This is a genomic window from Streptococcus sp. Marseille-Q6488, from assembly GCF_946902925.1.
In the GTDB taxonomy this organism is placed as follows: Bacteria; Bacillota; Bacilli; order Lactobacillales; family Streptococcaceae; genus Streptococcus.
On sequence record NZ_CAMPPZ010000009.1, the window covers coordinates 207,745 to 223,352 of the forward strand.

At 41.3% G+C, this 15,608-nt stretch carries 13 protein-coding genes; all 13 read left to right on the forward strand.

What is annotated here, in order from left to right:
* The first annotated feature begins 107 nt into the window (after positions 1-107).
* Complete coding sequence (gene pbp2b / locus OVN23_RS05605) at positions 108-2,165, forward strand: penicillin-binding protein 2B (protein WP_267240785.1); 2,058 nt, start codon at positions 108-110, stop codon at positions 2,163-2,165.
* Positions 2,166-2,175: 10 nt separating this feature from the next.
* Positions 2,176-2,772, forward strand: coding sequence for a recombination mediator RecR (gene recR / locus OVN23_RS05610; RefSeq protein ID WP_000966754.1), 597 nt, complete (start codon positions 2,176-2,178; stop codon positions 2,770-2,772).
* A gap of 175 nt (positions 2,773-2,947) precedes the next feature.
* Complete coding sequence (locus OVN23_RS05615; RefSeq protein WP_000814698.1) at positions 2,948-3,991, forward strand: D-alanine--D-alanine ligase; 1,044 nt, start codon at positions 2,948-2,950, stop codon at positions 3,989-3,991.
* A gap of 83 nt (positions 3,992-4,074) precedes the next feature.
* Positions 4,075-5,448 carry a UDP-N-acetylmuramoyl-tripeptide--D-alanyl-D-alanine ligase gene (locus OVN23_RS05620; RefSeq protein ID WP_173253161.1) on the forward strand — a complete coding sequence of 458 codons (1,374 nt, stop codon included), beginning with the start codon at positions 4,075-4,077 and terminating at the stop codon, positions 5,446-5,448.
* Between the two features lie 94 nt (positions 5,449-5,542).
* Positions 5,543-6,247: a TIGR02206 family membrane protein gene (locus OVN23_RS05625; RefSeq protein WP_173220112.1), complete on the forward strand. Its 705-nt coding sequence runs from the start codon at positions 5,543-5,545 to the stop codon at positions 6,245-6,247.
* A gap of 218 nt (positions 6,248-6,465) precedes the next feature.
* Complete coding sequence (gene ftsA, locus OVN23_RS05630; protein ID WP_000090392.1) at positions 6,466-7,839, forward strand: cell division protein FtsA; 1,374 nt, start codon at positions 6,466-6,468, stop codon at positions 7,837-7,839.
* Between the two features lie 16 nt (positions 7,840-7,855).
* Complete coding sequence (gene ftsZ / locus OVN23_RS05635; protein WP_000144272.1) at positions 7,856-9,115, forward strand: cell division protein FtsZ; 1,260 nt, start codon at positions 7,856-7,858, stop codon at positions 9,113-9,115.
* Between the two features lie 4 nt (positions 9,116-9,119).
* On the forward strand, positions 9,120-9,791 hold the full coding sequence (locus OVN23_RS05640) for a YggS family pyridoxal phosphate-dependent enzyme (RefSeq protein ID WP_173220115.1): 672 nt from the start codon (positions 9,120-9,122) through the stop codon (positions 9,789-9,791).
* 9 nt (positions 9,792-9,800) lie between these two features.
* Positions 9,801-10,340, forward strand: a complete 540-nt coding sequence (locus OVN23_RS05645; protein WP_172931413.1) for a cell division protein SepF — start codon at positions 9,801-9,803, stop codon at positions 10,338-10,340.
* Positions 10,340-10,603 (forward strand): YggT family protein, encoded by a 264-nt coding sequence (locus OVN23_RS05650; protein WP_000576512.1) that lies wholly within the window; start codon positions 10,340-10,342, stop codon positions 10,601-10,603. The genes OVN23_RS05645 and OVN23_RS05650 overlap by 1 nt, the downstream gene beginning before the upstream one ends.
* Positions 10,600-11,385, forward strand: a complete 786-nt coding sequence (locus OVN23_RS05655) for an RNA-binding protein (protein ID WP_050207847.1) — start codon at positions 10,600-10,602, stop codon at positions 11,383-11,385. Before OVN23_RS05650 ends, OVN23_RS05655 begins: the two co-directional genes overlap by 4 nt.
* 8 nt (positions 11,386-11,393) lie before the next feature.
* Positions 11,394-12,275, forward strand: coding sequence for a DivIVA domain-containing protein (locus OVN23_RS05660; RefSeq protein WP_310732657.1), 882 nt, complete (start codon positions 11,394-11,396; stop codon positions 12,273-12,275).
* Positions 12,276-12,527: 252 nt separating this feature from the next.
* Positions 12,528-15,320: an isoleucine--tRNA ligase gene (gene ileS, locus OVN23_RS05665; protein ID WP_196314625.1), complete on the forward strand. Its 2,793-nt coding sequence runs from the start codon at positions 12,528-12,530 to the stop codon at positions 15,318-15,320.
* The last annotated feature ends 288 nt before the right edge of the window (positions 15,321-15,608 follow it).

Sequence of the window (15,608 nt, forward strand, 5' to 3'; positions counted from 1 at the left end):
AATAAATAAAAACGTATCTTACTGTAAAAACGAAAAAAAGCTTCTTACTTTTCCATAATTTTCTGCTCAAATTGTGGTACAATTAAGAGTAAGACTTTAAGTTAGAAATGAGACTGATTTGTATGAGAAAATTTAACAGCCATTCGATTCCGATTCGGCTTAATTTATTGTTTTCAATCGTCATTTTACTCTTTATGACCATTATTGGTCGTTTGTTGTATATGCAGGTTTTGAACAAGGATTTTTACGAAAAAAAGCTAGCCTCAGCTAGTCAGACCAAGGTCACAACCAGTTCTGCTCGTGGGGAAATTTATGATGCTAGTGGAAAACCTTTGGTAGAAAATACGTTAAAGCAGGTTGTTTCCTTTACGCGTAGCAATAAAATGACGGCTACAGACTTAAAAGAAATAGCTAAAAAGTTACTAACTTATGTGAGCATCAGTTCGCCAAATTTGACAGAACGCCAGCTGGCTGATTACTATTTGGCTGATCCTGAAATCTATAAAAAAACAGTGGAGGCTCTCCCAAGTGAGAAACGCTTGGATTCAGATGGCAATCGCCTATCCGAATCAGAACTGTATAACAATGCGGTCGATAGTGTCCCAACAAGTCAACTAAACTATACAGAGGATGAAAAGAAAGAAATCTATCTTTTTAGTCAGTTAAATGCTGTTGGAAACTTTGCGACAGGAACCATTGTGACAGATCCTCTAAATGATTCTCAGGTGGCTGTTATTGCCTCTATTTCAAAGGAGATGCCTGGCATTAGTATTTCTACTTCTTGGGATCGAAAGATTTTGGAAACTTCCCTTTCTTCTATAGTAGGGAGTGTATCCAGTGAAAAAGCTGGTCTCCCAGCGGAAGAAGCAGAAGCCTATCTTAAAAAAGGCTATTCTCTAAATGATCGGGTTGGAACCTCCTATTTGGAAAAGCAATATGAAGAGACCTTACAAGGAAAACGCTCGGTAAAAGAAATCCATCTGGATAAATATGGCAATATGGAAAGCGTGGATACAATTGAGGAAGGTAGTAAGGGAAACAATATCAAACTGACCATTGATTTGACCTTCCAAGATAGCGTGGATGCTTTGCTAAAAAGTTATTTCAATTCAGAGTTGGGAAATGGTGGAGCTAAGTATTCTGAAGGTGTGTATGCAGTCGCCCTTAATCCCAAAACAGGTGCTGTTTTATCCATGTCAGGGATCAAACATGACTTGAAAACAGGCGAGTTAACATCGGATTCCTTGGGAACGATAACCGATGTCTTTGTCCCAGGTTCGGTTGTAAAAGCGGCAACTATTAGTTCTGGTTGGGAAAATGGTGTTTTATCAGGAAACCAAACCTTAACAGATCAGCCTATTGTTTTCCAAGGTTCAGCTCCAATTTATTCTTGGTATAAATTGGCATATGGATCTTTTCCTATTACAGCTGTGGAAGCCTTGGAGTATTCTTCTAATGCCTATATGGTTCAAACGGCTTTGGGCATTATGGGTCAGACCTATCAACCCAATATGTTTGTTCTAACTAACAATTTAGAATCCGCCATGGGGAAACTTCGCTCGACATTTGCGGAATATGGTCTTGGAGCCTCAACAGGCATTGACCTTCCAGATGAGTCAACTGGTTTTATACCAAAAGAGTATAATTTTGCTAATTACATTACCAATGCCTTTGGTCAGTTTGATAACTATACGCCGATGCAGTTGGCTCAGTATGTAGCAACTATTGCAAATGATGGTGTTCGTGTGGCTCCTCGTATTGTTGAAGGCATTTATGGAAATAATGATAAGGGAGGCCTAGGCGACTTGATTCAGCAACTGCAACCGACAGAGATGAATAAGGTCAATATATCCGACTCCGATATGAGTGTCTTGCACCAAGGTTTTTATCAGGTTGCTCATGGGACTAGCGGATTGACAACTGGACGTGCCTTTTCAAATGGTGCCTTGGTATCTATTAGCGGAAAAACGGGTACAGCCGAAAGCTATGTGGCAGATGGTCAGGAAGCAACCAATACCAATGCGGTAGCCTATGGCCCATCTGATAATCCCCAAATCGCTGTTGCAGTGGTCTTTCCTCATAATACCAATCTAACAAATGGTGTAGGACCTTCCATTGCGCGTGATATTATCAATCTGTATCAAAAATACCATCCAATGAATTAGAAAGGAAATTATGCTTTATCCAACACCCATTGCCAAGCTGATTGACAGTTATTCCAAGTTACCAGGTATCGGGATTAAGACGGCTACGCGTCTGGCCTTTTATACGATTGGGATGTCTGATGATGATGTCAATGAATTTGCAAAAAATCTCCTTTCTGCTAAGAGAGAATTGACCTACTGTTCCATTTGTGGACGTTTGACAGACGACGACCCTTGCTCTATCTGTACCGATCCGACTCGTGACCAGACAACGATTTTGGTGCTAGAGGATAGTCGGGATGTGGCAGCCATGGAAAACATCCAAGAATACCATGGCCTCTATCATGTCCTGCATGGCCTTATTTCTCCTATGAATGGTATCAGTCCAGATGATATCAATCTCAAGAGTCTCATGACTCGTCTGATGGATAGTGAGGTTTCAGAAGTAATCGTAGCAACCAATGCCACAGCAGATGGGGAAGCGACTTCCATGTATCTTTCCCGCTTACTCAAGCCAGCTGGGATTAAGGTCACTCGCCTGGCACGAGGCCTTGCTGTGGGAGCAGATATCGAGTATGCGGACGAAGTGACCCTCTTACGGGCTATTGAAAATCGAACAGAGTTGTAAGTGTAGACAAATTTACGAACTCCATTCATTTATAAAAAATCAAGGAGGCTGAAAATCGTTCCTATCGGCCTCTTTTTGTATAGTGTGATGGGTAGTATCAGGTTCAAATTTTAAAAAAACAAGCAAATATGATATACTAAAGAGCGAGTATTCTAGTAGAATTAGGACAAATGATATGAAACAAACGATTATTCTTTTATACGGTGGACGGAGTGCGGAACGCGAAGTCTCTGTCCTTTCAGCTGAGAGTGTCATGCGTGCGGTCAATTACAACCGTTTCACAGTTAAGACTTTCTTTATCAGTCAGTCAGGTGACTTTATCAAAACACAGGAATTTAGTCAGACTCCGGGGCAAGAGGACCGTCTCATGACCAATGAAACCATTGATTGGGATAAGAAAGTTGCACCAAGTGCCATCTACGAAGAAGGGGCAGTTGTCTTTCCAGTTCTTCACGGTCCGATGGGAGAAGATGGTTCTGTTCAAGGATTCTTGGAAGTTTTGAAAATGCCGTATGTCGGCTGTAATATCTTGTCATCTAGTCTTGCCATGGATAAAATCACGACCAAGCGTGTGTTAGAATCTGCTGGCATTGCCCAAGTTCCTTATGTGGCTATCGTTGAAGGCGATGATGTGACTGCTAAAATCGCTGAAGTGGAAGAAAAATTGGCTTATCCAGTCTTCACCAAACCGTCAAACATGGGGTCTAGTGTCGGTATTTCTAAGTCTGAAAATCAAGAAGAACTTCGTCAGGCTTTGGAACTTGCCTTTCAATATGACAGCCGTGTCTTGGTAGAGCAAGGAGTAAATGCCCGTGAAATTGAGGTTGGCCTCTTGGGTAACTACGATGTCAAGAGCACGCTACCTGGAGAAGTTGTCAAGGACGTTGCCTTTTATGACTACGATGCCAAGTATATTGATAACAAGATTACTATGGATATTCCTGCCAAAATCAGTGATGATGTGGTAGCTGTCATGCGTCAAAATGCAGAAACGGCCTTCCGTGCCATTGGTGGCCTCGGTCTCTCTCGTTGCGATTTCTTCTATACAGATAAGGGAGAGATTTTTCTAAACGAGCTTAATACCATGCCAGGTTTCACCCAGTGGTCAATGTATCCACTGCTTTGGGACAATATGGGAATCAGCTACCCAGAACTAATCGAGCGTTTGGTTGACCTTGCCAAGGAAAGTTTTGACAAGCGCGAAGCGCATTTGCTATAAAATGAAAGAGAGGGTAGGAGCCAGAACCATCACTGCAAGGTGATCATAGTTCTCGGACTTCGACCCTTTTTAAAGGAGTAGAAATGAAATTAACAATCCATGAAGTGACTCAAGTTGTAGGAGCTAAAAATGATATCAGCATCTTTGAGAACACCCAGTTAGAGAAGGCTGAGTTTGACAGTCGCTTAATCGCGACGGGGGACTTGTTTGTGCCCCTCAAAGGTGCGCGTGACGGTCATGACTTTATCGAAACAGCTTTTGACAATGGCGCTGCTGTAACCCTGTCTGAGAAAGAGCTTGCAAATCATCCTTACATTTTAGTAGACGATGTGTTGACTGCCTTTCAACAACTAGCTGCCTACTATCTTGAGAAAATGGCTGTTGATGTCTTTGCAGTTACAGGTTCAAATGGCAAGACAACGACCAAGGATATGTTGGCGCACTTGCTATCAACAACCTACAAAACCTACAAAACACAAGGCAATTACAATAACGAGATCGGCCTTCCCTACACAGTTCTTCATATGCCTGAAGGAACAGAAAAGTTGGTTTTGGAGATGGGGCAGGATCACTTGGGCGATATTCATCTCTTGTCTGAGTTGGCTCATCCAAAGACAGCCATCGTGACCTTGGTTGGAGAAGCCCATTTGGCCTTTTTCAAAGACCGTTCGGAGATCGCTAAAGGGAAAATGCAAATTGCAGATGGTATGGTATCGGGTTCCTTGCTTTTGGCACCAGCTGACTCCATTGTAGAGGACTACTTGCCAACAGATAAAAAGGTAGTCCGTTTTGGGCCAGGAGCAGAGTTGGAAATTACAGACTTGATTGAGCGCAAGGACAGTCTGACCTTTAAGGCTAATTTCTTGGAACAAGCCCTCGATTTGCCAGTGACTGGTAAGTACAATGCCACCAATGCTATGATTGCGTCCTATGTTGTCCTACAAGAAGGGGTTTCAGAGGAGCAAATTCGTCAGGCCTTCCAAAATCTTGAATTGACGCGTAATCGTACCGAGTGGAAGAAAGCAGCCAATGGAGCAGATATCCTATCAGATGTGTATAATGCCAACCCAACTGCTATGAAGCTGATTTTAGAGACTTTCTCTGCCATCCCAGCCAATGAAGGTGGCAAAAAAATTGCTGTCTTGGCGGATATGAAGGAACTTGGTGACCAGTCTGTTCAACTCCATAACCAGATGATTTTGAGTCTCTCTCCAGATGTGCTTGATACCGTGATTTTCTATGGAGAAGACATTGCTGAATTAGCCAAATTGGCCAGTCAAATGTTCCCAATTGGCCACGTTTACTACTTCAAGAAAACAGAAGACCAAGACCAATTTGAAGACCTAGTCAAGCAGGTCAAGGAAAGTCTAGGAGCCCACGACCAAATCCTACTCAAAGGCTCCAATTCTATGAATCTAGCCAAATTGGTAGAAAGTTTAGAACATGAAGACAAGTGATTTTGTCAAACATTTACGTATTTCTAAATCCATTTTTCTTAAGTAGCATGGTATAATAAAATGCAGGAAAATTTTGAATCATGAGGAAGACTAAATGAATTTATGGGATATTTTTTTTACAACTCAGGCAACCGAGCCGCCCAAATTTGACCTTTTTTGGTATGTCAGTATATTTACACTCTTGGCTTTGATCTTTTATACAGCCTATCGTTATCGTGAAAAGAAGGTTTACCAACGATTTTTCCAGATTTTACAGGCCGTTCAGTTAATCCTACTTTATGGTTGGTACTGGGTCAATCATATGCCACTATCAGAAAGCTTACCCTTTTACCATTGCCGTATGGCCATGTTTGTGGTACTTTTGCTTCCTGGTCAGTCCAAATATAGGCAGTATTTTGCATTACTAGGAACATTTGGGACATTAGCAGCCTTTGTTTATCCAGTGTCAGATGCCTATCCTTTCCCCCATATCACCATTTTATCCTTTATTTTTGGGCATTTAGCACTCTTGGGGAACTCTCTGGTTTATCTCTTGAGACAGTATAATGCGCGATTGCTGGATGTGAAGGGGATTTTTCTCATGACCTTTGCATTAAATGCTTTGATTTTTATGGTCAATTTGGTAACAGGTGGAGATTACGGATTCTTGACAAAACCGCCATTGGTTGGAGATCACGGCTTAGTGGCTAATTATTTAATCGTTTCTCTGGCCCTGTCAGCAGCGATTACGTTGACAAAGAAAATTTTAGAACTATTTTTAGAACAAGAAGCAGAAAAAATGATTGCAAAGAAAGCTTAACACAGAGCTTTCTTTTTTTGTCTTAGAGAGTTTTTACAAGCAGCTTACAAAATAAGAATTTCTGAACATAGAAACTCAAAAAATGGCTGGGAAATTTAGGAAAAAAGCAAGCACGATTAAATTTTTTGTGTTATAATATTCTGTGAATAGCTATGCCTATGTTTAGCTATGGAATAATACGAAGTGCGAAACTTGGAAGATAGAGAGGATGCGATGTAATGGCTAGAGAAGGCTTTTTTACAGGTCTAGATATTGGAACAAGCTCTGTCAAGGTGCTTGTGGCCGAGCAGAGAAATGGTGAATTAAATGTAATTGGCGTGAGTAATGCCAAAAGTAAAGGTGTAAAGGATGGAATTATTGTTGATATTGATGCAGCAGCAACTGCTATCAAGTCAGCCATTTCCCAAGCAGAAGAAAAGGCAGGTATTTCGATTAAATCAGTGAATGTCGGCTTGCCTGGTAATCTTTTGCAGGTCGAACCAACTCAAGGGATGATTCCAGTAACATCTGATACCAAGGAAATTACGGATCAAGATGTTGAAAATGTTGTCAAATCAGCTTTGACAAAGAGTATGACACCTGACCGTGAAGTCATTACCTTTATTCCTGAAGAATTTATTGTGGATGGTTTCCAAGGGATTCGTGACCCACGTGGCATGATGGGGGTTCGCCTTGAAATGCGTGGCTTGCTTTATACAGGCCCTCGTACTATCTTGCACAATTTGCGTAAGACGGTTGAGCGTGCAGGTGTTCAGGTTGAAAATATTATCATTTCGCCACTAGCAATGGTTCAATCAGTTTTGAACGAAGGTGAACGTGAATTTGGTGCTACAGTGATTGATATGGGGGCAGGTCAAACGACTGTCGCTACAATCCGCAACCAAGAACTCCAATTCACACATATTCTCCAAGAAGGTGGAGATTATGTAACTAAAGATATCTCCAAGGTTTTGAAAACCTCTCGCAAATTAGCAGAAGGCTTGAAACTGAATTACGGGGAAGCCTATCCGCCTCTTGCAAGCAAAGAAACCTTCCAAGTAGAAGTTATTGGAGAAGTAGAAGCAGTCGAAGTGACGGAAGCCTACTTGTCAGAAATTATTTCTGCACGAATCAAGCACATCCTTGAACAAATTAAGCAAGAATTAGATAGAAGACGTCTATTGGAGCTCCCTGGTGGAATTGTCTTAATCGGTGGAAATGCTATTTTACCGGGTATGGTAGAATTGGCTCAAGAAGTCTTTGGCGTTCGTGTCAAACTCTATGTTCCAAACCAAGTTGGTATCCGTAATCCAGCCTTTGCGCATGTGATTAGTTTATCAGAATTTGCTGGACAATTGACAGAAGTCAATCTTTTGGCTCAAAGAGCGGTCAAGGGTGAAGTTGCTCTGACTCATCAACCAATTAGTTTTGGGGGAATGATACAGAAAACAGCTCAGTTTGTACAATCAACGCCTGTTCAACCAGCTCCTGCTCCAGAAGTAGAGCCGGTGGCGCCTACAGAACCAATGGCGGATTTCCAACAAGCTTCACAAAATAAACCGAAATTAGCAGATCGTTTCCGTGGCTTGATCGGAAGCATGTTTGACGAATAAAGAGGAAAAATAAATTATGACATTTTCATTTGATACAGCTGCTGCTCAAGGTGCAGTGATTAAAGTAATTGGTGTCGGTGGAGGTGGTGGCAATGCCATCAACCGTATGGTCGACGAAGGTGTTACAGGCGTAGAATTTATCGCAGCAAACACAGATGTACAAGCATTGAGTAGTACAAAAGCTGAGACTGTAATTCAGTTGGGACCTAAATTGACTCGTGGTTTGGGTGCAGGAGGTCAACCTGAGGTTGGTCGTAAAGCTGCTGAAGAAAGCGAAGAAACACTGACGGAAGCTATCAGTGGTGCAGATATGGTCTTCATCACTGCTGGTATGGGAGGAGGTTCTGGAACTGGAGCTGCTCCTGTTATTGCTCGTATCGCCAAAGATTTAGGTGCTCTTACAGTTGGTGTTGTGACACGTCCTTTCGGTTTTGAAGGAAGCAAGCGTGGACAATTTGCTGTAGAAGGAATCAATCAACTTCGTGAGCATGTAGATACTCTATTGATTATTTCGAACAACAACTTACTTGAAATTGTTGATAAGAAAACACCGCTCTTGGAGGCTCTTAGCGAAGCGGATAACGTTCTTCGTCAAGGTGTTCAAGGGATTACTGATTTGATTACTAATCCAGGATTGATTAACCTTGACTTTGCCGATGTGAAAACGGTGATGGCAAACAAAGGGAATGCTCTTATGGGTATTGGTATCGGTAGTGGAGAAGAACGTGTTGTTGAAGCAGCGCGTAAGGCAATTTACTCTCCACTTCTTGAAACAACAATTGATGGAGCAGAAGATGTGATTGTCAACGTTACTGGTGGTCTTGATTTAACCTTGATTGAAGCAGAAGAGGCTTCACAAATTGTGAACCAAGCAGCAGGTCAAGGAGTGAACATCTGGCTCGGTACTTCAATTGATGAAAGTATGCGTGATGAAATTCGTGTAACAGTTGTCGCAACAGGTGTTCGTCAAGACCGCGTAGAGAAGGTTGTTGCTCCACAAGCTAGACCTACTACTAACTACCGTGAGACAGTGAAACCAGCTCATTCACATGGCTTTGATCGTCATTTTGATATGGCAGAAACAGCTGAATTGCCAAAACAAAATCCACGTCGTTTGGAACCAACTCAAGCATCTGCTTTTGGTGATTGGGATCTTCGCCGTGAATCGATTGTTCGTACAACAGATTCAGTCGTTTCTCCAGTTGAACGCTTTGAAGCCCCAACATCACAAGATGAAGATGAGTTGGATACACCTCCATTTTTCAAAAATCGTTAAGTAAATGAATGTAAAAGAAAATACAGAACTTGTTTTTCGAGAAGTCGCAGAGGCGAGTCTGAATGCTCATCGCGAGAGTGGCTCAGTCTCTGTCATTGCAGTTACCAAGTATGTAGATGTACCGACAGCGGAAGCCTTGCTTCCGCTAGGTGTTCATCATATCGGTGAAAATCGTGTCGATAAGTTTCTGGAAAAATATGAAGCTTTAAAAGATCGAGATGTGACTTGGCATTTGATTGGTACCTTGCAAAGACGTAAGGTGAAAGATGTCATTCAATACGTTGATTATTTCCATGCCTTGGATTCAGTCAAGCTAGCAGAGGAAATTCAAAAAAGAAGTGACCGAGTCATCAAGTGTTTTCTTCAAGTAAATATTTCTAAAGAAGAAAGCAAACACGGTTTTTCGAGAGAGGAACTGCTGGAAATCTTGCCAGAGTTAGCCAGACTAGATAAGATTGAATATGTTGGTTTAATGACGATGGCACCTTTTGAGGCTAGCAGTGAGCAGTTGAAAGAGATTTTCAATGCGACCCAAGATTTACAAAAAGAAATTCAAGAAAAACAAATTCCAAATATGCCTATGACCGAGTTAAGTATGGGAATGAGTCGTGATTATAAAGAAGCGATTCAATTCGGTTCCACCTTTGTTCGTATAGGTACATCATTTTTTAAGTAGGAGAGAACCATGTCTTTAAAAGATAGATTCGATAGATTTATAGATTATTTTACGGAGGATGAGGATTCAAGTCTCCCTTATGAAAAAAGAGATGAGCCTGTGTTAACTCCAGTAAATTCTTCACAGGAACCGGCTCTCCCAATGCATCAACCTTCACAGTCTGCTGGTGCAAAAGATAGCAATATCACCAGACTTCATGCAAGACAACAGGAATTGGCAAATCAGAGTCAGCGTGCAACGGATAAGGTCATTATAGATGTTCGTTATCCTAGAAAATATGAGGATGCAACAGAAATTGTTGATTTATTGGCAGGAAACGAAAGTATCTTGATTGATTTTCAATATATGACTGAAGTGCAGGCTCGTCGTTGTTTGGACTATTTGGATGGAGCTTGTCATGTTTTAGCTGGAAATTTGAAAAAGGTAGCATCTACTATGTATCTGTTAACACCAGTGAATGTTATTGTGAATGTAGAAGATATTCGTTTACCAGATGAAGAACAAAATGGTGAGTTTGGCTTTGATATGAAGCGAAATAGAGTACGATAATGATTTTTTTAATTCGTATGATTTATAATGCAGTAGATATTTACTCCCTGATTTTGGTGGCCTTTGCTGTCATGTCTTGGTTTCCAGGCGCCTACGAATCAAGTTTAGGTCGTTGGATTGTAGCGTTGGTAAAACCAGTGCTTGCTCCCTTGCAACGCCTGCCTTTACAGATAGCGGGTCTTGATTTATCTGTTTGGGTTGCGATTGTTTTGATTCGATTTTTAGGAGAAAACCTAGTCCGTTTTCTGGCGATGATAGGATGAATAAAGGGATTTACCAGCATTTCTCCATAGAAGATCGTCCATTTCTTGACAAGGGAATGGAATGGATAAAGAAGGTAGAAGATAGCTATGCTCCTTTTTTAACTCCTTTTATCAATCCTCATCAGGAGAAGCTATTAAAGATTTTGGCCAAAACTTATGGTCTTGCTTGTAGCAGTAGTGGGGAGTTCGTCTCGAGTGAGTATGTTCGAGTTTTATTATACCCAGATTATTTCCAACCAGAGTTTTCAGATTTTGAAATATCTCTCCAGGAAATAGTGTATTCCAATAAATTTGAACACTTAACGCATGCTAAGATTTTAGGGACAGTCATCAATCAATTAGGGATTGAACGGAAACTTTTTGGAGATATCCTAGTAGATGAAGAACGGGCGCAGATTATGGTCAATCAGCAATTTCTTCTTCTCTTTCAAGATGGATTAAAGAAAATTGGCCGTATACCCGTTTCGCTGGAGGAACGTCCTTTCACCGAGAAAATAGATAAGCTAGAGCAGTACCGAGAGCTGGATTTATCTGTGTCTAGTTTCCGATTAGATGTTCTTTTATCAAATGTTTTAAAACTATCTAGGAATCAAGCAAACCAGTTGATTGAAAAGAAACTTGTCCAAGTAAATTATCATGTGGTAGACAAATCAGATTATATTGTTCAAGTTGGAGACTTGATTAGTGTAAGAAAATTTGGGCGCTTGAGATTGCTTCAAGATAAGGGACAAACAAAAAAAGAGAAGAAAAAAATAACCGTCCAGTTATTATTAAGTAAGTGAGGAATAGAATGCCAATTACATCATTAGAAATAAAGGACAAAACCTTTGGAACTCGATTCAGAGGTTTTGATCCAGAAGAAGTCGATGAATTTTTAGATATTGTGGTTCGTGATTACGAAGATCTTGTTCGTGCGAATCATGATAAAGATTTGCGTATTAAGAGTTTAGAAGAGCGTTTGTCTTACTTTGACGAAATGAAAGATTCATTGAGCCAGTCTGTATTGATTGCCCAAGATACAGCTGAGCGAGTGAAACAGGCGGCGCATGAACGTTCAAACAATATCATTCATCAAGCAGAGCAGGATGCGCAACGCTTGTTGGAAGAAGCTAAATATAAGGCAAACGAGATTCTTCGTCAAGCAACTGATAATGCTAAGAAAGTTGCTGTTGAAACCGAAGAATTGAAGAACAAGAGTCGTGTCTTCCACCAACGTCTTAAATCTACAATTGAGAGCCAGTTAGCTATTGTTGAATCTTCAGATTGGGAAGATATTCTCCGTCCAACAGCTACTTATCTTCAAACCAGTGATGAAGCCTTTAAAGAAGTGGTTAGCGAGGTACTTGGAGAACCGATTCCAGCTCCAATTGAGGAAGAACCAATTGATATGACACGTCAGTTCTCTCAAGCAGAAATGGCAGAGTTACAGGCTCGTATTGAAGCAGCCAATAAAGAATTGGCTGAATTTGAAGCTCAGACTAAACAGGAAGTGGAAGCTCCAACTCCTGTAGTGGGTCCTCAAATGGAAGAAGAACCTGCTCAACCAGTTGGTCCAATGTATGAAGAACCAGAAGTAGCTCCAGTGCATCCGTCAGATCCATCACCAGCTACAGAAACTGTTGATTCAGCACCAGGATTTGCAGCACCGCAAGAATCCGTTACAATTTTATAAGAAATATTCTGAGAACAATATCTTATCTTTATATTTTCAGCGAGCAGGAGATGGTGTGAGTCCTGTAATCCCTATTGATAAGATTATCCTCTCAAAAACTCAAGTCTGAAGTTAGTAGGATTTGACGTTCCCCACGTTACGGGATAAGAGGGAGAAAGACTAAATCTTTTTCCGAATAAAGGTGGTACCACGATTTTCGTCCTTTTTGGCAGTCGTGGTTTTTAATTTGTGATTATTTATAAAGGAGATACCATGAAACTCAAAGATACCCTTAATCTTGGAAAAACAGCTTTCCCAATGCGTGCAGGCCTTCCTACCAAAGAGCCAGTTTGGCAAAAGGAATGGGAAGATGCAAAACTTTACCAACGTCGTCAAGAATTGAACCAAGGAAAACCTCATTTCACCTTGCATGATGGCCCTCCATACGCCAACGGAAATATCCACGTTGGACACGCTATGAACAAGATTTCAAAAGATATCATTGTTCGCTCAAAATCTATGTCAGGTTTTTACGCACCATTTATCCCAGGTTGGGATACTCATGGTCTGCCAATCGAGCAAGTTTTGGCAAAACAAGGTGTCAAACGTAAAGAAATGGACTTGGTTGAGTACTTGAAACTTTGCCGTGAATACGCTCTTTCTCAAGTAGATAAACAACGTGAAGACTTTAAACGTTTGGGTGTTTCTGGTGACTGGGAAAATCCATATGTGACTTTGACTCCTGATTATGAAGCAGCTCAAATCCGTGTATTTGGTGAGATGGCTAATAAGGGTTATATCTACCGTGGTGCAAAACCAGTTTACTGGTCATGGTCATCTGAGTCAGCCCTTGCTGAAGCAGAGATTGAATACCATGACTTGGTTTCGACTTCCCTTTATTATGCCAACAAGGTAAAAGATGGCAAAGGTGTTCTAGATACAGAGACTTATATCGTAGTCTGGACAACAACTCCATTTACTATCACAGCTTCTCGTGGTTTGACTGTTGGAGCGGATATTGATTACGTCTTGGTTCAACCTGCTGGTGAAGCTCGTAAGTTTGTCGTTGCTGCAGAATTATTGACTAGCTTGTCTGAGAAATTTGATTGGGCTGATGTTCAAGTTTTGGCAACTTACCGTGGTCAAGAACTCAACCACATCGTAACAGAACACCCATGGGATACAGCTGTAGATGAGTTGGTTATCCTTGGTGACCACGTTACCACTGACTCTGGTACTGGTATTGTCCATACAGCCCCTGGTTTTGGTGAGGACGACTACAATGTTGGTATTGCTAATGGTCTTGAAGTCGCAGTGACTGTTGACGAACGTGGTATCATGATGAAGAATGCTGGTCCTGAGTTTGAAGGCCAATTCTACGATAAGGTTGTACCAACTGTTATTGAAAAACTTGGCAGCCTCCTTCTTGCCCAAGAAGAAATTTCTCACTCATATCCATTTGACTGGCGTACTAAGAAACCAATTATCTGGCGTGCAGTTCCACAATGGTTTGCTTCTGTATCAAAATTCCGTCAAGAAATCTTGGATGAAATTGAAAAAGTAAAATTCCACTCTGAATGGGGGAAAGTGCGTCTTTACAACATGATTCGTGACCGTGGTGACTGGGTTATCTCTCGTCAACGTGCTTGGGGTGTTCCGCTTCCTATCTTCTACGCTGAAGATGGTACAGCTATCATGACTGCTGAAACTATTGAACACGTGGCTCAACTCTTTGAGGAACATGGTTCAAGTATTTGGTGGGAACGTGATGCTAAGGACCTCTTGCCAGAAGGATTTACTCATCCAGGTTCACCAAATGGTGAGTTCAAAAAAGAAACAGATATCATGGACGTTTGGTTTGACTCAGGTTCATCATGGAATGGAGTTGTAGTAAACCGTCCTGAGTTGACTTACCCAGCAGATCTTTACCTAGAAGGTTCTGACCAATACCGTGGTTGGTTCAACTCATCACTCATCACATCTGTTGCCAATCATGGTGTAGCACCTTACAAACAAATTCTGTCACAAGGATTTGCCCTTGATGGTAAAGGTGAGAAGATGTCTAAATCTCTTGGAAATACCATTGCTCCAAGCGATGTTGAAAAACAATTCGGTGCTGAAATCTTGCGTCTCTGGGTAACAAGTGTTGACTCAAGCAATGACGTGCGTATCTCTATGGATATCTTGAGCCAAGTTTCTGAAACTTACCGTAAGATTCGTAACACTCTTCGTTTCTTGATTGCCAATACATCTGACTTTAACCCAGCTCAAGATACAGTCGCTTACGAAGAGCTTCGCTCAGTTGATAAGTACATGACTATTCACTTTAACCAGCTTGTCAAGACCATTCGTGATGCTTACGCAAACTTTGAATTCTTGACAATCTACAAGGCCTTGGTGAACTTTATCAACGTTGACTTGTCAGCCTTTTACCTTGATTTTGCTAAGGACGTTGTTTACATCGAAGGTGCTAAATCATTGGAACGCCGTCAAATGCAGACTGTCTTCTATGACATTCTTGTGAAAATCACGAAACTCTTGACTCCAATCCTTCCTCACACTGCGGAAGAAATCTGGTCATATCTTGAGTTTGAAGCCGAAGACTTCGTTCAATTGTCAGAATTGCCAGAAGCGGAAACTTTTGCTAATCAAGAAGAAATCTTGGATACATGGGCAGCCTTCATGGACTTCCGTGGACAAGCTCAAAAAGCCTTGGAAGAAGCTCGTAATGCAAAAGTAATCGGTAAATCACTTGAAGCACACTTGACAGTTTATCCAAACGAAGTTGTGAAAACTCTACTCGAAGCAGTAAACAGCAATGTGGCCCAACTTTTGATCGTGTCTGAGTTGACCATGGCAGAGGGACCAGCTCCGGAAGCTGCCCTTAGCTTCGAAGATGTAGCCTTCACAGTTGAACGTGCTGCTGGTGAAGTATGTGACCGTTGCCGTCGTATCGACCCAACAACAGCAGAACGCAGCTACCAGGCAGTTATCTGTGACCACTGTGCAAGCATCGTAGAAGAAAATTTTGCGGAAGCAGTCGCAGAAGGATTTGAAGAGAAATAAGATGAAAAGTCTCTATGCGTCTAGTATATAAAAATGAGTTATTCCAAGTTTATAATCTCTCTTGTGAGATGCTAAAGTTTGATGAGAATTGGTTTTGCTAATATTAGGAGAAAGTAAGTATGCTAAAATTGCAAGATTGTTTTTCTTGCGATTGTTTAAACTAGTGAGGAAAAATAAACATTATGAGACAAACAAATGTTAGAGGAAGCTTGTCCCTCCGTGGCTTTAGAAAATTGAGAACTGGTGCAATTGTTGCGACAGGTGTGATTTTGCTAGGTCTGGGCTTTT